Source organism: Streptomyces sp. NPDC001536, assembly GCF_042894505.1.
Taxonomy (GTDB): domain Bacteria; phylum Actinomycetota; class Actinomycetes; order Streptomycetales; family Streptomycetaceae; genus Streptomyces.
In genome coordinates, this window is sequence record NZ_JBIAVQ010000022.1 from 71,312 (window position 1) to 91,001 (window position 19,690).

16 protein-coding genes are annotated in these 19,690 nt (G+C 68.9%); 7 read left to right on the plus strand and 9 right to left on the minus strand.

Annotation, left to right across the window (positions count from 1 at the left end; translation table 11 throughout):
* Window positions 1-28: 28 nt before the first annotated feature.
* The 4 genes from ACFY0U_RS41165 to ACFY0U_RS41180 all read right to left on the minus strand — a co-directional run bounded on the left by ACFY0U_RS41165 (window position 29) and on the right by ACFY0U_RS41180 (window position 4,211).
* Window positions 29-2,569, minus strand: a complete 2,541-nt coding sequence (locus ACFY0U_RS41165) for a hypothetical protein (RefSeq protein ID WP_388645040.1) — start codon at window positions 2,567-2,569, stop codon at window positions 29-31.
* A 160-nt stretch (window positions 2,570-2,729) separates the two neighbouring features.
* Window positions 2,730-3,140, minus strand: a complete 411-nt coding sequence (locus ACFY0U_RS41170) for a DUF6113 family protein (RefSeq protein ID WP_388645042.1) — start codon at window positions 3,138-3,140, stop codon at window positions 2,730-2,732.
* Complete coding sequence (mshB, locus tag ACFY0U_RS41175; RefSeq protein ID WP_388645044.1) at window positions 3,137-3,997, minus strand: N-acetyl-1-D-myo-inositol-2-amino-2-deoxy-alpha-D-glucopyranoside deacetylase; 861 nt, start codon at window positions 3,995-3,997, stop codon at window positions 3,137-3,139. Before mshB ends, ACFY0U_RS41170 begins: the two co-directional genes overlap by 4 nt.
* Before the next feature lie 19 nt (window positions 3,998-4,016).
* Window positions 4,017-4,211 carry a hypothetical protein gene (locus ACFY0U_RS41180; RefSeq protein ID WP_171142976.1) on the minus strand — a complete coding sequence of 65 codons (195 nt, stop codon included), beginning with the start codon at window positions 4,209-4,211 and terminating at the stop codon, window positions 4,017-4,019.
* Window positions 4,212-4,386: 175 nt separating this feature from the next.
* On the opposite strand from ACFY0U_RS41180, the gene ACFY0U_RS41185 reads away from it, so the two are divergent.
* Window positions 4,387-6,504, plus strand: coding sequence for a prolyl oligopeptidase family serine peptidase (locus tag ACFY0U_RS41185; protein ID WP_388645045.1), 2,118 nt, complete (start codon window positions 4,387-4,389; stop codon window positions 6,502-6,504).
* A 128-nt stretch (window positions 6,505-6,632) separates the two neighbouring features.
* On the opposite strand, the gene ACFY0U_RS41190 is transcribed toward ACFY0U_RS41185, so the two are convergent.
* From ACFY0U_RS41190 to ACFY0U_RS41210, 5 genes are read right to left on the minus strand one after another with little or no spacing between them, the layout of a single operon-like run.
* The gene (locus tag ACFY0U_RS41190) at window positions 6,633-7,694 is read right to left on the minus strand and encodes an ABC transporter ATP-binding protein (RefSeq protein ID WP_388645047.1); all 1,062 of its coding nucleotides are present in this window, start codon (window positions 7,692-7,694) and stop codon (window positions 6,633-6,635) included.
* Window positions 7,687-8,661 (minus strand): ABC transporter ATP-binding protein, encoded by a 975-nt coding sequence (locus ACFY0U_RS41195; RefSeq protein WP_388645048.1) that lies wholly within the window; start codon window positions 8,659-8,661, stop codon window positions 7,687-7,689. Before ACFY0U_RS41195 ends, ACFY0U_RS41190 begins: the two co-directional genes overlap by 8 nt.
* Before the next feature lie 9 nt (window positions 8,662-8,670).
* The gene (locus ACFY0U_RS41200; RefSeq protein WP_388645050.1) at window positions 8,671-9,648 is read right to left on the minus strand and encodes an ABC transporter permease; all 978 of its coding nucleotides are present in this window, start codon (window positions 9,646-9,648) and stop codon (window positions 8,671-8,673) included.
* Window positions 9,641-10,564 (minus strand): ABC transporter permease, encoded by a 924-nt coding sequence (locus ACFY0U_RS41205; protein WP_388645052.1) that lies wholly within the window; start codon window positions 10,562-10,564, stop codon window positions 9,641-9,643. The genes ACFY0U_RS41200 and ACFY0U_RS41205 overlap by 8 nt, the downstream gene beginning before the upstream one ends.
* A gap of 6 nt (window positions 10,565-10,570) precedes the next feature.
* On the minus strand, window positions 10,571-12,211 hold the full coding sequence (locus ACFY0U_RS41210; RefSeq protein ID WP_388645054.1) for an ABC transporter substrate-binding protein: 1,641 nt from the start codon (window positions 12,209-12,211) through the stop codon (window positions 10,571-10,573).
* 447 nt (window positions 12,212-12,658) lie between these two features.
* Here ACFY0U_RS41210 and ACFY0U_RS41215 point away from each other — a divergent pair, with 447 nt between their 5' ends.
* The 6 genes from ACFY0U_RS41215 to ACFY0U_RS41240 all read left to right on the plus strand — a co-directional run bounded on the left by ACFY0U_RS41215 (window position 12,659) and on the right by ACFY0U_RS41240 (window position 19,630).
* A complete protein-coding gene (locus ACFY0U_RS41215) occupies window positions 12,659-13,687 on the plus strand; it encodes an ABC transporter permease (protein ID WP_388645056.1) in 1,029 nt (342 codons plus the stop codon).
* Between the two features lie 80 nt (window positions 13,688-13,767).
* Complete coding sequence (locus ACFY0U_RS41220) at window positions 13,768-15,546, plus strand: ABC transporter substrate-binding protein (RefSeq protein ID WP_388645058.1); 1,779 nt, start codon at window positions 13,768-13,770, stop codon at window positions 15,544-15,546.
* An 82-nt stretch (window positions 15,547-15,628) separates the two neighbouring features.
* Window positions 15,629-16,609: an ABC transporter permease gene (locus tag ACFY0U_RS41225; protein ID WP_046260616.1), complete on the plus strand. Its 981-nt coding sequence runs from the start codon at window positions 15,629-15,631 to the stop codon at window positions 16,607-16,609.
* A gap of 9 nt (window positions 16,610-16,618) precedes the next feature.
* A complete protein-coding gene (locus tag ACFY0U_RS41230) occupies window positions 16,619-17,644 on the plus strand; it encodes an ABC transporter ATP-binding protein (protein ID WP_388645060.1) in 1,026 nt (341 codons plus the stop codon).
* Window positions 17,645-17,667: 23 nt separating this feature from the next.
* Window positions 17,668-18,714, plus strand: coding sequence for an ABC transporter ATP-binding protein (locus ACFY0U_RS41235; RefSeq protein WP_388645061.1), 1,047 nt, complete (start codon window positions 17,668-17,670; stop codon window positions 18,712-18,714).
* Window positions 18,715-18,889: 175 nt separating this feature from the next.
* Window positions 18,890-19,630 carry a class I SAM-dependent methyltransferase gene (locus ACFY0U_RS41240; protein WP_388645063.1) on the plus strand — a complete coding sequence of 247 codons (741 nt, stop codon included), beginning with the start codon at window positions 18,890-18,892 and terminating at the stop codon, window positions 19,628-19,630.
* Window positions 19,631-19,690 lie beyond the last annotated feature (60 nt).

Below are 19,690 nucleotides of genomic sequence, written 5' to 3' on the forward strand. Positions count from 1 at the left end.
GAGTGCCCCCTGGTCGGTGCGCGGACCGCTAGCTGGGGTTGGTGTCGATCTCCCCGGTGCGCTCCGCGGTCGTCTTGCCGAGCAGCACCTTGCGCAGTACGGAGACGACGTCCTGCGGCAGGATGTCCCGCTCCCCGGTCGCCGTCTTGACCTTCACGCCGTCGAAGGTGGTGCCGTACGCCTCCTTCAGCGCCTCCAGGTCGTACGTGTCCACGAGCTTGCCGTCGACGGCCTTGACGCCGAGGATCTTCGGCAGGGACAGGGCACCGAACTCGATCTGCTGCCCGCCGCCCTTGATCAGGACGTTCTCGGACATCGCGGGCTCCGCGAACGCCTTCATCATCCGGTCGACCTCGGCGTTGGTGATCGCCGGCTGCTGGGTGGTCGTCGCGACCGTGACCGCGCCCGCCGTGCCCGTCTCCACCTGGGTCCGGTACGCCTCCTCGACCGCGCTGGTCGACTTGGCGACGTCGATGCCCTTGCCCGCCTTGCCGTAGACGGCGACGGCCTTGCCGGCCGAGGTGAACTTGATCGTGCCCTCGGTCACCGAGCCGGAGCTGCCGCCGGCGTCCTTGAGGGCGGCGGTCAGCTTCTCCTCGTCCACCGGCATGTTCGGCTCGACGACCCGGTGGTTGCCGAAGAGGGAGCCGATGACGGACATGGGGTTGTAGTCGCTCTGCGCGGCCACGGCGACCGTGGCCTGCTCGTCGAACTGGAGGCCCGCCTGGTCCGGCTTGAGCTCGACGGTCTTGCCGCCGACCGAGAGCTTCAGCGGCTTGTTCACCCGGTCGCCGAACGCGTCGTCGAGCTTCTTGACGGCGTCGTCACGGGTGCCGCCGCCGATGTCGACACCGAGCACCGTGGTGCCCTTGGGCACGTCGGAGTGGTTCATCAGCAGCCCGGCGCCGTAGGCACCGGCCGCGATGACGAACACACCGGTGCCGACCAGGACCAGCTTGTTGCGGCCCTTCTTCTTGGGCTTCTTGGACGAGGCCGGCACATTCTGCGCCACCGGCTCGGGGAGCTTCGGCGCGGTGTGCTGCATCGGTCCGTCGGAGGGGGCGCCCGGCCCGAACGGCGGGTTCTGGGCGCCGGGCGACACGACCGGGATACCGCTGGTGACGGTGTGCCCGGAGACGTTGTCCGGCGGGGTGCCGGGGGTGCCGTAGCCGGGGGTGCCCGGCTCGGGGGCCGGCTTCTGCGGGGTGAGGATCGCGGTGTCGTCGCTCATACCGCCGCCGGGGCCACGACCGGGGCCGCCGGGGCCGCCGTGGGGACCGACACCGGGGAGCGTGCCCGCGCCCGGCCCCGCGAGGCCGGTCATTCCGGCGGAGGCGCCGGGGGCACCGGGGCCGCCAGGAGCACCAGGGCCGCCGTAGCCGCCCGGGACACCGGGGCCGCCGGGACCGCCAGGGCCGCCGGGGGCACCGGGGATGCCGGAGCCACCAGGCCCACCAGGCCCACCAGGCCCACCAGGCCGACGGTGACCGCCCGGGCCACCCGGACCGCCGAGCCCACCAGGGCCGCCCGGCCCGCCGCTGACCGGCGGTACGACCGGACCGTCGCCGGTGACCGGGCCGCCCGTCGGGCCCGCGGGGCCCTGGGGGCCGCCACGGCCGTTCGGGCCGGCGAAGTCGTTCGGGCCGTTGAAGTCGTTGGAGGGGTCGAAGCGGTGCGAGCCGGTGGAGCTGTTGAAGTCGTTCAGGCCGTCCAGGCTGTGCGAGCCCGTCGAGCTGTTGAAGTCGTCGGAGGCGTCGTAGCCGTTCGCGCCACCCGCACCGCCCGGGCCGCCCTGGGAGCCGTAACCGCCCTGCCCGTTATGCCCGTTCTGTGCACCGCCGCCGTTCTCCGTGAAGTACGGCAGCTCGTCGCGCCGCGGCTCACCGCCCGGACGCGAACCGTTGCCCAGCGGCCCCGCCGCCAGCGCCTCGGTCACGTCGAAGGAGCCGGTGCCGCCGCCGTGCCCGGGCGCCACGGGGCCGCCGGTCGCACCGGGGAGCCCCGCACCGTTCGTACCGCCGCCGGGACGGGAGCCGCCCGGCACGCTCATGGCGCCGACCACACCACCGGGGCGTCCAGGAGCGGAGCCGGGACGCGCGCCGCCGGGAGCCGCGCCGGAACCGGCGGGAGCCGCACCCGAACCCCCGGGCGCACCCGCCCCGTTGGCCGCGCCGCCACCCTGACCGCCCTTGGGCGGACCGGACTTGCGCGGCGCGAACCAGTTGCTCGCCTTCTCCTCGGCGGGCGGCGCCGGCTCGGCCGCGGGCGCGGCGGTGCCCGTGGGGGCGCCCGGAGCCGGTGTCTCGGCCGCGGGCGCGGCGGGCTCGGCATCCGCGACCGGTGTGCGCACGACGACCGGCGGGATGGGCCGCGACCCGGGGATGTTGATCCGGATCCGGGTCGTCAGCGTGGTCTCGGTCTTGCGCTCGTCGGACTGCGTGCCCGAACGGCCCGCGTCCATACCGTCGTCGGAAGCCATGGGGGTCCCGTAAGGCGGCGTGCCCGAAGGGTAGGCGGCTCCGCCGCGCCCGTTGGGCCCGGAGGACGGACTGTCAGTTTCACGACTCAAGGCAGGTTCTCCCGGTTGGCTCCACCGGCCGTGTCGACCTCAACTGCGCGGGCGGCTCGGCGGCGCGCACCACCATACTGGCCACTTCTGGCGCGTATCCCACGACCGCTGGGGAAACCCACACCGGACTCGCACGTCCCAGTCGCGGCGAAGTGGTACGTCACTTGCCAAGTCGGACGCCATCGCCGCCCGGTTGCCGCCCCGACCCAAGCGTGGCGCAGATCACAGCTGTGGCCATGCCGCCGAGCAGGAAGAGATACGAGCCGGTTCCCGCGCCGAAGAGGAAGTCGCCTTCCGGTCGGCTCGCGGTGAGCAGGATGACGGCGAGCATCCAGCCGGCGGCCGGTGCGACGGCCCCGCCCCGGCTGCCGACGGCACGCGCGCCGCCCAGACAGAGGCCGGCCTCACCGGCGAGCGCGAGCAGCAGCCCGCCCGGGAACCAGCCGGCCTGCACCAGCGACCCGGCGGCGCCGACGACCGCGCCGAGCGCGAAGAGACCGATGTACACCAGCACCCGTCCGGCGGCCGGCGCCTTCAGGGGCTGGGCGAGGAGGGATCCGGGCTCGTTCATGAGGTCGCCTCCGTACCGGCGAAGAGATCGGTCTCGCGCGCTCCGAGTGCCCTTTCTCCGCGTACCAACTCGTAGTACTCGGTGGTGAAGACGGGCTGCGCGAGGTCGTTGGAGAGCACGAAGTACGGCTCGGCGACGGTGACCTGGGTGGCGTGGGCGGCCATCGCGGCGGCCTTGGCGGCGGCGTACGCGGTGCCGTCGATCTCGGTGGTGATCCGCTCGTCGGCCACGACGCCGGGGACGTCGTCGAGGACGCCCGGCTTGTCGAAGGGGAGCCCCGGCAGCACCTCGGCCAGCCGCTCGAAGGCCTGCTCGCCCACCGAGCGCGGGACGCGGTTCCAGTAGATCTTGGGGATCGTCCAGCCCGCTTCGGCGGCCAGGTCGGCGGCGCGCATGGCGACGCGGTGGGCCTGGATGTGGTCGGGGTGGCCGTAGCCGCCGTTCTCGTCGTAGGTGACGAGGACCTGGGGGCGTACCTCCAGGATCACCTCGACCAGCCGCGCGGCGGCCTCGTCGACGTCCGCCTGCCAGAAGCAGGCCGGGTCGTCGTTGTCGGCGAGGCCCATCATCCCGGAGTCCCGGTAGCGGCCGGGGCCGCCGAGCAGACGGAAGTCCTCAACGCCGAGTTCGCGCATCGCGGCGGTGAGCTCGCCCAGCCGGTACTCGCCGAGGGCGGTGCCGGTGAGGTGCTGGAGCTCGGCCGGGATGACCTCGCCGCGCTCACCGAGCGTGCAGGTGACCAGGGTCACGAGGGCACCCTCGGCCGCATAGCGAGCCATCGTCGCGCCGTTGTTGATCGACTCGTCGTCCGGGTGCGCGTGCACCAGCAGCAGACGCCGGGCGGGGGGTTCCGTCATGGACCCCACCCTAAAGGCGTCAGAACTTGATGCTGCCGATCATCCCCGCGATGTTGGTCGTCAGCTCACTGATCGTCGGCGCCACGGTCGAAGAGGCCAGGTAGAAGCCGAGCAACATGCAGACCACCGCATGTCCGGCCTTCAGCCCTGACTTCTTGACCAGCAGGAAGACGATGATCGCCAGCAGCACCACCGCCGAAATCGAAAGTGCCACGGCGGCTCACCTCCAAAGATCCCAAGAGCGCGGGGGTCGGACCAGGGGGCAGATAAATCCATACAGGCGCCAGCAGGTTCATACCCACTATGCGCTAGTGATCATAACTATCCGTGCGCGCGCATCCGTCGGCGCACTGCCGCACAAGGGGGCGCATGGCCAATATGGTCAGAGCATGACGACGACGTCCGACTCCTTCCCCCGCCGGCATGCCCGGACCCAGCGCTTCACGCTCGGCGCCCCACGCGCGTTCACGGTGGCTCCCGACGGTTCCCGTGTCGTGTTCCTGCGCTCGTCCTCCGGTACGGACCGGGCGAGTTCGCTGTGGGTGCTCGACCCCGCGGACGGCGGGGAGCGCGTGGCGGCCGACCCGCGCGCCCTGCTCGGCGGTGCCTCGGAGGACCTGTCGCCCGAGGAGCGGGCACGGCGCGAGCGGAGCCGTGAGGGCGGGGCCGGGATCGTCGGCTACGCCACCGACGCGGCGGTCGAGTTGGCCTCTTTCGCCTTGTCAGGACGGCTTTTCGCGGCGGAGCTACGGGCCGGCACGGCACGTGAACTCCCCGTCCCGGGACCGGTGATCGACCCGCGCCCCTCCCCCGACGGCCGGTTCGTCGCCTACGTCGCTCAGGGCGCCCTGCGCATCACGGGCGCCGAGGGCGAGGGGGACCGGGCGCTGGCCGAGCCGGAGTCGGAACAAGTCACCTACGGGCTCGCGGAGTTCATCGCGGCCGAGGAGATGGGGCGCTCGCGGGGCTTCTGGTGGTCGCCGGAGTCGGACCAGCTGCTGGTCGCACGCGCGGACGACACTCCCGTACGGCGCTGGTGGATCTCCGACCCGGCCCGTCCCGAACGTGATCCACAGCACGTCGCGTACCCGGCGGCGGGGACGGCGAACGCGGAGGTCCGGCTCTTCGTGATCGGCCTCGACGGGGCGCGCACGGAGGTGTCCTGGGATCGGAAGCGCTACCCGTATCTGGCGCATGTGCACTGGTCAGCGGCGGGTGCACCGCTGGTGCTGGTGCAGGCCCGGGACCAGCGCAGCCAGTTGTTCCTGGCCGTGGACACCGCGTCGGGGGCGACCCGGATGGTGCACGCCGACGAAGATCCAATTTGGCTTGATCTTTTCCCAGGGGTGCCCTGTTGGAGCCCTTCCGGGCGGCTCGTCCGGATCGCCGACGAGGGGGGTGCGCGGGTCCTGGCCGTCGGCGAACGCCCGCTGACAGGGCCGCAGCTGCACGTCCGCGCGGTGCTGGACGTCTCCGACGACGACGTGCTGGTCTCCGCGTCGGCCGGGGAGCGCGCGGCCGCGGCGGAGACCGGCGAGGTGCATGTGTACCGGGTGAACGAGCTCGGCATGGAGCGCGTCTCGCAGGAGCCGGGTGTGCACTCGGCGGTGCGCGCCGGGGGCGTGACCGTGCTGGTGTCGGCGACGCCGGGGCGGGCCGGGGCGCAGGCGCAGGTGCTGCGGGACGGCAAGCGGACGGCGACTGTCACGTCGTATGCCGAAGATCCCGGTATGTCACCGCGCATGATCCTCACCGAGGGGGGCGCACGGCGGATCCCGTGCGCCGTGCTGCTGCCTCAAGATCACGACGGTGCGACCCCGTTGCCGGTTTTGATGGATCCCTACGGTGGTCCGCACGGCCCGCGCGTCCTGGCCGCCCACAACGCGCACCTCACCTCGCAGTGGTTCGCCGACCAGGGTTTCGCGGTGGTCGTCGCGGACGGGCGCGGCACCCCCGGCCGCTCGCCGGCCTGGGAGAAGGCGATCCACCACGACCTCACGGTGTCCCTGGACGACCAGGTCGAGGCGCTTGAGGCACTGGCGAAGTCGTATCCGCTCGACCTCTCCCGGGTGGCGATCCGGGGCTGGTCGTACGGCGGTTGGCTGGCGGGGCTCGCGGTGCTGCGCCGGCCCGATGTCTTCCACGCCGGGATCGCGGGGGCGCCGGTGACGGACTGGCGGCTGTACGACACGCACTACACGGAGCGGTACCTGGGCGATCCGACGGCGTCTCCGGAGTCGTACGCCAGGAGTTCCCTGCTGACCGACGAGGGCCTCTCCTCCCCCGCCGAGCCGCACCGGCCGCTGATGATCGTCCACGGTCTGGCGGACGACAACGTCGTCGCGGCCCACACCCTGCGGCTGTCCTCGGCCCTGCTCTCGGCGGGCCGCCCGCACGAGGTGCTGCCCCTGTCGGGCGTGACCCACATGACCCCGCAGGAGCAGGTCGCGGAGAACCTGCTCCTGCTCCAGGTCGACTTCCTGAAGCGGTCGTTGGGGCTGTCGTAACGACACAAACACCCATGAATCGCGTTAACACGCAGGCAACTTGACCGACCCGGTCCCGATATACGGACGCGTCAGTCTAAAGAACGTACGGCCGTGCGGGTGCCGTAAACGGACCGGGGTGCGCCATGTCACCCCGGTCCGTTGCTGTCCGGCGCCTCCGGCGGCACCACCTGTTTCTCCTCCGCGAAATGGCAGGCCGAGTCATGGGCCGCCGGGCCCGGGAGGAGGCGGAACTCGCTGGGGACCGCCAGGGCCGGTACCTCCAGGGCGCAGCGTTCCTGGGCCTTCCAGCAGCGGGTGCGGAAGCGGCAGCCGGAGGGGATGTTGGTCGGGGAGGGGACGTCTCCGGAGAGGATGATGCGCTCCCGGTGTTCGCGGGCCTCGGGGTCGGGGACCGGGACCGCGGAGAGCAGGGCCTGGGTGTAGGGGTGCGTGGGGTGGTCGTAGATCTCCGCGTCCTTGCCGATCTCCACGATGCGACCGAGGTACATCACGCCCACGCGGTCCGAGATGTGACGGACGATCGACAGGTCGTGGGCGATGAAGACGTACGACAGGTCGAACTCGTTCTGGAGCCGGTCCATCAGGTTGATGACCTGGGCCTGGACGGAGACGTCGAGCGCCGAGACCGGTTCGTCCGCGACGATCACCTCCGGGCGGAGCGCCAACCCCCGTGCGATGCCGATGCGTTGGCGCTGGCCGCCGGAGAACTGGTGGGGGTAGCGGTTGATGTACTCCGGGTTCAGACCGACCACGTCCAGGAGGTCCTGGACCTTCTTGCGGCGGTCGCCCTTCGGCGCCACCTCCGGGTGGATCTCGTACGGCTCCCCGATGATGTCGCCCACCGTCATACGGGGGTTGAGGGAGGTGTACGGGTCCTGGAAGACCATCTGGATGTTGCGGCGGACCGACTTGAGGGCCTTGCCGGAGAGCTTGGCGAGGTCCTCGCCCTTGTACTTGATCGTGCCGGCGGTCGGACGTTCCAGGTTGACCAGCATCTTGGCGACCGTGGACTTGCCGCAGCCCGACTCGCCCACGATGCCGAGGGTTTCGCCGCGGCCGAGGGCGAAGTCGACGCCGTCGACCGCCTTCACGGCGCCGACCTGCTTCTTGAAGAGGATGCCCGTGGTGAGCGGGTAGTGCTTGACCAGCCCGCTGACTTCCAGAATCGGCTCCTGAGGCTCAGCCATTCAGACACTCCCTCCAGAAGTGGCAGGCGCTGGTGCGGTCTTCGGAGACGTCGTACAGCGGGGGTACGTCCGTCCGGCACACGTCCTGGGCCATGGGACAGCGGGGGTTGAAGGCGCAGCCCGGCGGGATGTTCATGAGGTTGGGAGGCAGGCCCTTGATGGCGTAGAGCTCCTGGCCCTTCTGGTCCAGGCGCGGGATGGAGTCCAGGAGGCCCTTGGTGTAGGGGTGGGCCGGTGCCTTGTAGATGTCGTGGACGGGGGCCGACTCGACGATCCGGCCCGCGTACATCACCGCGATCCGGTCGGCGACGTCGGCGACGACGCCGAGGTCGTGGGTGATGAGGATGAGGCCCATGTTGAGCTCGCGCTGCAACTCCGCGAGCAGGTCCATGACCTGGGCCTGGACGGTGACGTCCAGTGCGGTCGTCGGTTCGTCGGCGATGATCAGGGCGGGCTCCAGGGCCATGGCCATCGCGATCATGATGCGCTGGCGCATACCGCCGGAGAACTGGTGCGGGTACTGCTTGACCCGTTCCTTCGCGGCCGGGATGCGCACCCGGTCCATCAGCTCGATCGACTTGGCCCGCGCGTCCTTCTTCGACATCCCGCGGTGGACGACGAACATCTCGCCGAGCTGGTCGCCCACGGAGAGCACCGGGTTCAGCGAGGACAGCGCGTCCTGGAAGATCATCGCCATCTCGGCGCCACGGACCTTCCGCCGCTCCTCCTCCTTCAGCTTCAGCAGGTCCTTGCCCTGGAAGAGGATCTCGCCCCCGGTGATCCGCCCGGGCGGCATGTCGAGGATCCCCATCACCGCCTGCGCCGTCACCGACTTCCCGGACCCCGACTCACCGAGCACCGCGAGCGTCTCCCCCTCGTCCACCGCGTAGTCGACCCCGTTGACCGCCTTGGCGACCCCGTCCCGCGTCCGGAACTCCACATGCAGATCACGCACTTCGAGCAACATGACGCCGACTCACCTCAGCTTCGGGTCGAGGGCGTCGCGGACCGCGTCGCCGAGCATGATGAATGCGAGGACGGTGAGGGCGAGGGCGCCGGCCGGCCAGAGGAGCATGTGGGGGGCCTGGCGGATGTAGGCGGAGGCCGAGGAGATGTCGATACCCCAGCTGACGGTGGGGGGCTTCAGGCCTACGCCGAGGTAGGACAGGGTGGCCTCCAGCGCGATGTACGTGCCCAGGGCGATCGTCGCCACGACGATGACCGGGGCCACCGCGTTCGGGGCGATGTGGCGGAGCAACTGGCGGGAGTTGGACGCGCCCAGCGCCTTCGCCGCCTGCACGTAGTCGTTCTGTTTGGCCGTGATGACCGAGCCCCGGGCGATGCGCGAGATCTGGGGCCAGCCCAGCAGCACCATGAAGCCGATCACCGGCCAGACCGTGTTGCTGGTCACCACCGAGAGCAGCACCAGGCCGCCCAGCACCACCGGGATCGCGAAGAACACGTCCGTGATGCGGGACAGGATCGAGTCCCAGAACCCGCCGAAGAAGCCGGCCAGTCCCCCGAGGACCGAGCCGAGGATCGCGACCCCGAGCGTGGCGCAGACGCCGACCGTCACCGACGTACGGGCGCCGTACACCGTGCGTGTGTAGACGTCGCAGCCCTGACCGTCGAAGCCGAAGGGGTGGCCGGGCTGTGAGCCCTCCTGCGCCTTGGCCAGGTCGCACTTGAGGGGATTGCCGGAGGCGATGAGGGACGGCCAGAGCGAAATGACGACCAGGAAGAGGATGACCAGCCCGGAGATGATGAAGACCGGGTTGCGGCGGAGGTCTCGCCAGGCGTCCGACCAGAGACTGCGGGGCTTGTCCGCTGGGCCTGTCCCCTGGGGACCTCCTGGTGCCTTCTCCAGGGTCTCGCCCTCGCTCATCGCCAGATCCATCGCCCCGCCCATGCCGGTCGCGGCGATCGCTTGGTCGTCGTGAGGCTGCTCAGGCATAGCGGATCCTGGGGTCGAGGACGGCGTACAGGAGGTCGACGATCAGGTTGGCGACCAGGAACACCAGGACCAGGACCGTCACGAACCCGACGACGGTCTGGGTGTTCTGGCGAAGGATGCCCTGGTAGAGCTGGTAGCCGACGCCGTGGATGTTGAAGATGCGCTCGGTGACGATCGCCCCGCCCATCAGCGCGCCGATGTCGGTGCCGATGAAGGTGACCACCGGGATCAGCGAGTTCCGGAGCAGGTGGCGGGTGATGACCCGGCGGCGCGGCAGCCCCTTCGCCACCGCCGTACGGACGTAGTCGGAGCGTCTGTTCTCCGCGATGGAGGTACGGGTCAGCCGGGTCACGTACGCCAGGGAGACCGACGCCAGGACCAGGCCCGGCACGATCAGCTCGCCGAAGGTGGCGTCCGTGGACACCGACGGTTTGATCCAGCCCCACTCGACGCCGAGGAGGAGCTGGAGCACCAGACCGGTGACGAACGTCGGGACCGAGATCACCACGAGCGTGAACATCAGGACCGAGGTGTCGACGGGCCGGCCGCGGCGCAGGCCCGTGACGACACCCAGCGTGATGCCGATGACGATCTCGAAGAAGATCGCGACGATCGTCAGCCGGATCGTGACGGGGAACGCCGTGGCCATCAGCTCGGTGACCTCCTGCCCGTTGAACGCGGTGCCGAAGTCGCCGGTGAAGACGTTCCCCATGTAGGTCAGGTATTGCTGCCAGACCGGTTTGTCGAGGCCGAACTCCTTCTCCAGCTGGGCGGCCGTGGCGGGGTCGCACTGCCGGTCGCCGCACAGGCCCGCGATGGGGTCGCCCATCACGTTGACCATGAGGAAGATCAGGAGGGTGGCGCCGATGAACACCGGGATCATCTGGAGCAGACGCCGGACGACGTAGCGTCCCATGGCGGGTCAGCTGACCTTGATCTCGTTGTAGACGGGGACGCTGAACGGGTTGAGTTTCACGTTGGAGAGCCGCTCCGAGTAGCCGGCGCTGCCGTTCTGGTACCAGAGCGGGATGGCGGCCATGTTGTCCCGGACGACCTCCTCGGCCTTCTGGAACGTCTCGATCGCCTTGGCGGTGTCGGTCTCGGCGTTGGCCTCGTCGACGAGCTTGTCGAAGTCCTCGTTGGACCACTTGCCGTCGTTGGAGGAGGCGTTGGTGTAGTAGAGCGGCTGGAGGAAGTTCTGGATGAGCGGGTAGTCCATCTGCCAGCCGGCGCGGAAGGGGCCCGACATCTTCTGGTCGGTGATCTGGGTGCGGAAGTCGGCGAAGGTGCCGACCGGGTTGCCGACGCAGGCCTTGTCGTTGTCGAGCGCGTTGTTGATGGAGTTGCAGACCGCGTCGACCCACGTCTTGTGGGATCCGGTGTCCGCGTTGTACGTGATCTTGATCTGCCCGCCGGGCAGCCCGCCGCCCTCCTCGATGAGCTTCTTGGCCTCGTCGGGGTCGTAGTCGCAGGCGTCGCCGCACAGGCCGTCCTGGAAGCCGCCGGCCTCGCCGAGGACCGGGGAGGTCCAGTCGGTGGCGGGGGTGCGGGTCTTCTGGAAGATCGTCTCGGTGATCTGCTCGCGGTTGATCGCGCGGGACAGGCCGGTGCGGACCTTGTCCATCCCGCTCTTGTTCCAGGCGCTGTCGTAGAACGGGAACGCGAGGGTCTGGATGATGCCGGCCGGGGTGTTGATGTACCGGTCGCCGAGGTCGCTGGAGACGTTCTTGAGCTGGGCGGCCGGGACGTCGTCGACCAGGTCGAGGTTGCCGGCCATGAGGTCGGTGTAGGCGGTGTTGTTGTCGGTGTAGACCTTGAGGGTCACCCCGCCGTTCTGCGCCTTGTCCTCACCCGGGTAGCCGTCCCACTTCTTCAGGGCCATCTGCGAGCCCTTGGTGTACGAGTCGATCGTGTACGGGCCGTTGCCGATCGGCTTCTTCACCCAGGCCGCGTGGTCGGTGAAGAACGCCTGCGGGAGCGGGGCGTAGGCCGGGTAGCCGAGGGTGTCGGGGAAGGTCGAGAACTTCTGGCTGAGCTTGACGGTGAAGGTGTTGGTGCCGGTGACCTTCAGTCCGGAGAGCGTCTGGGCGCTCTGCTTGCTGCCGTCCTCCGGGTGCGCCTTGTCGTAGCCCTCGATGTAGCTGAAGAAGTACGCGTTCTTCTGGTTGTTCTTGAGGCTGGCCCCGTAGTTCCAGGCGTCCACGAACGACTTCGCCGTGACCTTCTCGCCGTTGCTGAAGGTCCAGCCGTCCTTGACGGTGATGGTGAAGTTCTGGGAGTCGCTCGTCTCGATCTTCTCGGCGAGCATGTCCTGGGCCTCGCCGGTCTCCGGGTCGTACTTCTTCAGGGACCGGAAGATCATGTCGAGGACCTTGCCGCCCTGCACCTCGTTGGTGTTGGCGGGCTCCAGCGGGTTCTGCGGGTCACCCCAGGACGAGCTCAGCACCGCGCCGCCGTCGCCACTGCCGCCGCCGCTGTCGCTGTCCCCGCCCCCGCAGGCCGTGGCGGCGAGGGCGACCGCCACCGCGCATGCGGCCCCTTTGGCGTGCGTGGCTCCGCGCATGGAGTTCCTCCTGTGTGACTGCACTGTTCCGTTACCGGCCAATATCGGCGCAAAACAGGCAAACCGCACACGTAGTCACCCTTTCGGGGAACGCCCCGGAAGGTCCGACCTCCGCCGCAATGGATCTCCCGCGGGGCGCGCAATGGATCTTCACGATCCGATGCCGAACCGTTGGATTGCGACCCTCCTATGTACGGATTTCGACACTCGACCGTCCGTATATCGAACTCATTGCCCGATTGGGGTAGTTGGTCCGATGTAAGACACGGGCCGATCACGGCACGCTACACGCGTAGCTAGCAGCAGGTCAAAGAAAGGCAAAGAAAGTAAAGAGAAACCCAAGTCGACCGAGAATTTATTGACCTTGAATGAATTGCGTTGAAAAAGTCCGGCGTAGCCCGTAGGGACCGCCCTGCGGAGTCCTTGATCCACAGGGCACGGAGCATCATGACCCCCCCAACCCCTTCCCCGGTCACCTCGCTCGAGGTGACCGACGAAGACAGCGCGGCGCCGGTGAAGTCCTCGGCTCTCAAGGGCAACGAGAGCCGCTCGCCGGGACGGCTCGCCTGGAGCCGTTTCAGACGGGACCGGGCAGGCGTCATATCCGGCTACGTGGTCCTCTTCTTCTTCGTGGTGTCGATCGGCGCTCCGCTGATCTCCAAGCTCTACGGCAAGGACCCGTACACGACGTACGGCATCAACACTCCGGGGCTGCTCAACGAGTTCGGCTTCCCGATCAAGGCCAACGGCGGCATCAGCGGTGACTTCTGGTTCGGCGTCGAGCCGCAGCTCGGCCGGGACGTCCTCACCTTCCTGCTCTACGGCATGCGCAACTCGCTGCTCATCGCCACCGCGGCCACGCTCCTGACGACCCTGCTCGGCGTCGTCATCGGCATCACCGCCGGTTACCTGGGCGGTCGCACGGACTACTTCGTCGGCCGGGTCATCGACATCCTGCTGGCCTTCCCTCAGACGCTGTTCTTCATCGCCTTCTGGCCGGTCGTGCTGGCGATCTTCGTGTCGCCCGAGGAGAACACCCCGATCTGGCTCACCGTCACCAGCCTCATCACCGTGATGACCGCCTTCGGCTGGGCCTCCATCGCCCGGCTGCTGCGCGGCGAGGTGCTCGCCCTGCGCGAGCGGGAGTTCGTGGAGGCCGCCAAGGTCACCGGTGCCTCGCCGGCCCGGATCATCTTCAAGGAACTGCTGCCCAACCTGTGGACGCCGATCCTGATCCAGTCGACCCTCCTGCTGCCCGCCTACGTGACGGCGGAGGCGGGTCTCGCCTTCCTCGGCGTGGGGCTCACCGACCCCACGCCCGACTGGGGCGTCATGCTCCAGTTCGGCGCCAAGTACTACCAGGACGACATCACCTTCATGCTCTTCCCTGGTCTCTCCATGGTGGTCTTCGTCGTCGCCTTCAACCTGCTCGGCGACTCGGTCCGCGACGCGCTGGACCCCAAGACGAAGCGCTGAGCCACCCCACTCCGCCGAGCGACGGGGCCCGGCCGGAGTACACCAAGCACCATCCCTATCCACAAGAAATCGGGTCAGCCATGTCTCTTTCCCGCAGAAACTTCGTCATAGCCACATCTGTCGCGGCCGCGGGCTCGACGCTGCTGTCCGCGTGCAGCAGCGGCGACGCGGGGGGCGGCGGCGGTAGCGCGACCGAGGGTGCCAAGACGTACTCCAAGGTCACGGTCGGCACCGCGGCGGACTCGACCGGCCCCGCGCCGGAGATCGCCGGGGCGAAGAAGGGCGGGACGATCTACGGTCTGGCCCCGGACGACTTCTCGCACCTGGACCCGGGTCGCATCTACTACGCGTACAACTCGACCGCCGCGCTGCTCCTGCACCGCTGCCTGACCGGCTACAAGGTCGCCGCGGACGGCTCGCAGAAGCTCGTCGGCGACCTGGCCACGGACACCGGCACGATGTCCGACGCGGGCAAGACCTGGACCTTCACGCTGAAGGAGGGTCTGAAGTGGGAGGACGGCAGCGAGCTGACCGTCGAGGACGTGCGCCACGGCATCGAGCGGCTGTGGGCCCCGTACATCATCGAGTCCGCCAGCTACGTCCAGATCGCGCTGACCGGCAAGGGCGGCAAGTGGCGTGACGCCTACGAGGGCCCCTACAAGGGCAAGCACCTCTCGCAGATCGTGACGGACAAGGCCAAGCGGACGATCACGTTCAACCTGGCCGAGGCCCGCCCCGACTTCAACTTCACGATGGCGATGCACTCGTACGCCGCGGTGTCCCCGAAGCTGGACACCAAGGAGAAGTACGACAAGAACCCGGCAGCCTGTGGTCCGTACAAGATCAAGAACCACACGACCGACAAGTCGATGACGCTGGTCCGCAACAAGCACTGGGACCCGGCGACCGACGCCATCCGCAACAACTACCCGGACGGCTTCGAGTTCACCTTCGGCATCGAGACCCTGGACTCCACGGACCGTCTCATCGCCTCCCAGGGCAACGACGCCTTCGCGGTCTCCATCTACAAGGGCGTGCCCGCCGAGCGCATCCAGAAGGTCCTCACCGACCCGGAACTGAAGAAGCGCACCTTCAACGGCCTGCTCACCGGCACGTACTACTACGCGATCAACACCAAGCGCGTCACCGACCTCAAGGTCCGCCAGGCCCTCAACATGGCCTGGCCGCTCCAGCAGATCCGGCAGATCTACGGCGGCCCGTCCTCCGGCGACTTCGCGACCACGATCCTCAGCCCCGACATCCTGGGCCGCGAGAAGTTCGACATCTACGGCAAGCTGAAGAAGCCGCAGGGCGACCCGGCCGCCGCGAAGAAGCTGCTGAAGGAGGCCGGCAAGGAGGGCATGAAGATCGTCTACGCCTTCCCGCAGGACCCGACCTACAACAAGACCAAGGTCGTCATCGAGAACGCGCTGAAGGAGGCCGGCTTCACCCCGGTCATCAAGCCGGTCGACTCCACGACGTACTACGACCAGATCGCGAAGGTCGACAACTCCTTCGACGTGATGTGGTACGGCTGGTCCCCGGACTGGCCGACCGCCTACACGATGATGCAGCCGCTGTTCGACAGCGCCAGCGTCGGCGACGGCCTCTACAACGTCTCGCAGACGAAGGTCCCCTGGATCGACGAGACCATCCAGAAGAACGTGGTCATCACCGACCAGAAGAAGGCCGGTGCCGCCTGGGCCGCGCTCGACAAGCGGATCATGGAAGAAGTCGCGCCGATCATCCCCGAGATGTACCAGCGCCGTTACTACGTCTACGGCAACAAGGTCGGCGGAGCGATGTTCGACCCGAACTTCTCCGCGACGCTGCTCTACAAGACGTTCGTGAAGGCCTGACGACCGGCCCTCGTGGCGGGGCGGCCCTCGGCCGCCCCGCCTCCTTCCCCCCTTCGGCATCCGTCAGGAAATCCCAACTGCCATGCTCCGCTTCCTTGTCCGACGAATTCTCGGCGCCGCGGTGATCCTGCTGATCATCAGCGCCATCGTGTTCGTCCTGTTCTACGCCGCCCCGCGCGACCCCGCCCGCATCGCCTGCGGCAAGGCCTGCACCCCCGAGACTCTGGAGCTGGTGCGGAAGAACCTGGGGATCGCCGATCCACTGCCTGTGCAGTACTGGGACTGGCTCAAGGGCATCTTCGTCGGCCGCGACTACACGTCGTTCGGCAACTGCAACGCGCCCTGCCTCGGCTACTCGTTCCAGAACCGCGAGCCGGTCCTCGGCACCATCATGGACCGCTTCCCGACCACCCTGTCGCTCTCGCTCGGCAGCTCGGTCATCTACCTGACCTTCGGCATCGGCGCGGGCATGCTGGCCGCCGTGAAGCAGGGCAAGGCCCTGGACAAGATCGCGAGCTCCGCCTCGCTGGTCGCCTCCTCGATGCAGATCTACGTCGTCGGCGTCCTCGCCACCTATCTGCTGGTCGACCAGTGGCAGGTGCTGGACCGGGCCAGCTACACCCCCTTCACGGACGACCCGGCGGCCTGGGCCAAGGGTCTGCTGGTGCCATGGATCGTGCTGTCCCTGATCTGGACGGCCAACTACACCCGTATGACGCGCTCCCAGATGGTGGAAGCGCTCAGCGAGGACTACGTCCGCACCGCCCGCGCCAAGGGCATGTCCCGCCGCACGGTCTTCTTCCGCTTCGCCTGGCGCGGCGCGATGGGACCCATCGTCACCATCTTCGGCCTCGACCTCGGTGTGCTGCTCGGTGGTGCGATCATCACCGAGTCGACGTTCAGCCTCCAGGGTCTCGGCATGCTCTCCGTCAAGGCGGTCAGCACCAACGACCTGCCGATGCTGCTCGGTGTCGTGCTCGTCGCGGCCGGCGCGATCGTCGTCTTCAACATCGTGGTCGACGCCCTGTACGCCCTCATCGACCCGCGCGTGCGCCTCGCTTAAGGAGAGACCATGAGCACCCCCTTCCTCTCCGTCCGCGACCTCAAAGTCCACTTCTCCACCGAGGACGGTGTCGTCAAGGCCGTCGACGGGCTCTCCTTCGACGTGGAGAAGGGCCAGACCCTCGGCATCGTCGGTGAGTCGGGCTCCGGCAAGTCCGTCACCAACATGGCGATCCTGGGCCTGCACGACCCGCGCAACACCATGCTCGACGGCGAGATCCTGCTCGACGGCAAGGAGCTGATCACCGCCTCCGAGCGCGAGCTGGAGAAGCTGCGCGGCAACAAGATGTCCATGATCTTCCAGGACGCGCTGGCCTCCCTGTCGCCGTACCACACCATCGGCGCGCAGATCGGCGAGACGTACCGCAAGCACACCGGCGCCTCCCGCAAGGAGGCCCGGGCGCGGTCCATCGAGATGCTGCGCCGGGTGGGCATCCCGCAGCCGGACATGCGGGTGGACGACTACCCGCACCAGTTCTCCGGCGGTATGCGCCAGCGCGCGATGATCGCGATGGCGCTGGTGTGCGACCCGGAGCTGCTGATCGCCGACGAGCCCACCACGGCGCTCGACGTGACGGTCCAGGCGCAGATCATGGACCTGCTCAAGGACCTCCAGCAGGAGTTCGGCACGGCGATCATCTTCATCACGCACGACCTCGGTGTCATCGCCGACATCGCGGACGACGTGCTGGTGATGTACGGCGGGCGCTGTGTGGAGCGGGGCACCAAGGAGGAGGTGCTGCGCACCCCCGACCACCCCTACACGCTGGGGCTGCTGGGGTCGATGCCGAGCCTGAACGGGCCGGTCGACGTGCCGCTCTCCCCGATCCCGGGCTCGCCCCCCTCGCTGCTCAACCCGCCGTCGGGCTGCCGCTTCCACCCCCGGTGCGCCTTCGCGGAGAAGGTCGCCGGCGGGCTGTGCTCCAGTGAGCGGCCGGAGCTGAAGGTCCTCGACGGGCGGGGCTCGGCGTGCCACCTGACGGCGGACCAGAAGCACGAGCTCTTCACCGAGCACGTCGCGGCCCGGACCCACTGACGTACAAGACGGGATTCACCACCATGAGCAACACCACCCCCCTCCTGGACGTCGCGGGCCTGACCAAGCACTTCCCGGTCAAGGGCGGCTTCCCGATCCGCCGCACGGTCGGCGCCGTGCAGGCCGTCGACGGCCTGGACTTCCAGGTGAACGAGGGCGAGGCCCTCGGCCTGGTCGGCGAGTCGGGCTGCGGCAAGTCGACCACGGGCCGGCTGATCACCCGGCTCATGGAGCCGACGGCCGGCACGATCTCGTATCGCGGCAAGGACATCACGCACGCGTCCCGCAGGGAACTGGCGCCGATCCGCTCCGAGATCCAGATGATCTTCCAGGACCCCTACGCGTCACTGAACCCGCGCCAGACGGTCGGCAAGATCATCTCGGGCCCGATGGAGATCAACGGCATCACCCCGGAGGGCGGCCGCGAGAAGCGGGTCCGCGAGCTCCTGGAGATCGTCGGTCTCAACCCCGAGCACTACAACCGCTTCCCGCACGAGTTCTCCGGCGGCCAGCGCCAGCGCATCGGGGTCGCCCGCGCCCTGGCCCTGGAGCCGAAGCTGATCGTGGCGGACGAGCCGGTCTCGGCGCTCGACGTGTCGATCCAGGCCCAGGTCGTCAACCTGCTCCAGAAGGTGCAGCAGGAACTGGGCATCGCGTTCGTCTTCATCGCCCACGACCTCGCCGTCGTACGGCACTTCTCGCAGCGTGTCGCGGTCATGTACCTCGGCAAGATCGTCGAGATCGCGGACCGCGACGACCTGTACGGCAACCCCCGCCACCCCTACACGCGGGCCCTGCTGTCGGCCGTGCCGGAAGCAACGGTGGACGATACACCGACCCGCGAGCGCATCCGCCTCACCGGCGATGTACCGTCTCCCCTGAACCCGCCCTCGGGCTGCCGCTTCCGGACCCGTTGCTGGAAGGCGACGGAGAAGTGCGCGACCGAGGCACCCCCGCTGGTCCAGGTCGAGGGCAACAAGCCCGGCCACCTGACCGCGTGCCACTACCCCGAGACGGAGGGAACCGTTCCCACCCCTCGTCTCTCCAAGGACCCCGAGGCAGCGGTCTGACAACACCCCTTTTCCGTCAGCCGCCGCCCTCTGTGGAACGGACTTTCTCGGCCCATTGACCCGAGCCCATGAACGTCCGCTCCAGGGGAACGAAGGCCCGTACCTCCCCAGGTACGGGCCTTCGTCATACCTGGATCCCGCCATACGGCCCAGGCACCTGTGACAGACTGCCGCGATGGTCGATCGCTCGTTCGCGGATCTCTCGCTCGCCGCGCTGTACGACTCCCTCAACCCCTGGGGTCCGGGTGATGACTTCTACATCGGTCTCGTGATGTCCGCACCCACCGTGCTGGACGTCGGCTGCGGCACCGGACGCCTGCTCGCCGCGGCCCGCCGGGCCGGACACCCCGGGCAGCTCACCGGACTCGACCCCGCCGCCGCGATGCTGGTCCAGGCACGGCGCCGGGAGCCCGGCGTGGAGTGGGTGCTCGGGGATCTGCGCTCACGGGCCTGGCGCGGCGAGTTCGACCTCGTCACGATGACCGGGCACGCCTTCCAGACCCTCCTCGGCGACGAGGAACTGCGCACCGCCCTGCGCGCGGTCCGCGCCGCCCTCGCAGACGGCGGCCGTTTCGTCTTCGAGACCCGGAACCCGGCCGCCCGCGCCTGGGAGTCCTGGACACCGGACCGGGTGTACGAGGCCGCCGACGAGAACGGCACGGTCGCGTGGATGTGGCACGAGGTCGTCCATCCGGTGATCGGCGACCGTGTGACCTTCACCTCGACCTTCGAGGGTGTCCGCTGGGACCACCCTCAGGTCACCACCAGCACACTGCGCTTCCTCGACCCGCCGACCCTGGAGAAGTTCCTGGCGGAGGCGGGCCTGGTGGTGGAGGAACAGTACGGCGACTGGGACCGGAGTCCGGTGACGCCGGGAAGCCCGGAATTGGTCACGGTGGCGCGAAGCGCCCCGTGACCAGGGGCGCGGGGCTGTATCAGTTTGCCGCTCCGCCGCGCGGGCGCGACCAGCCCCCAC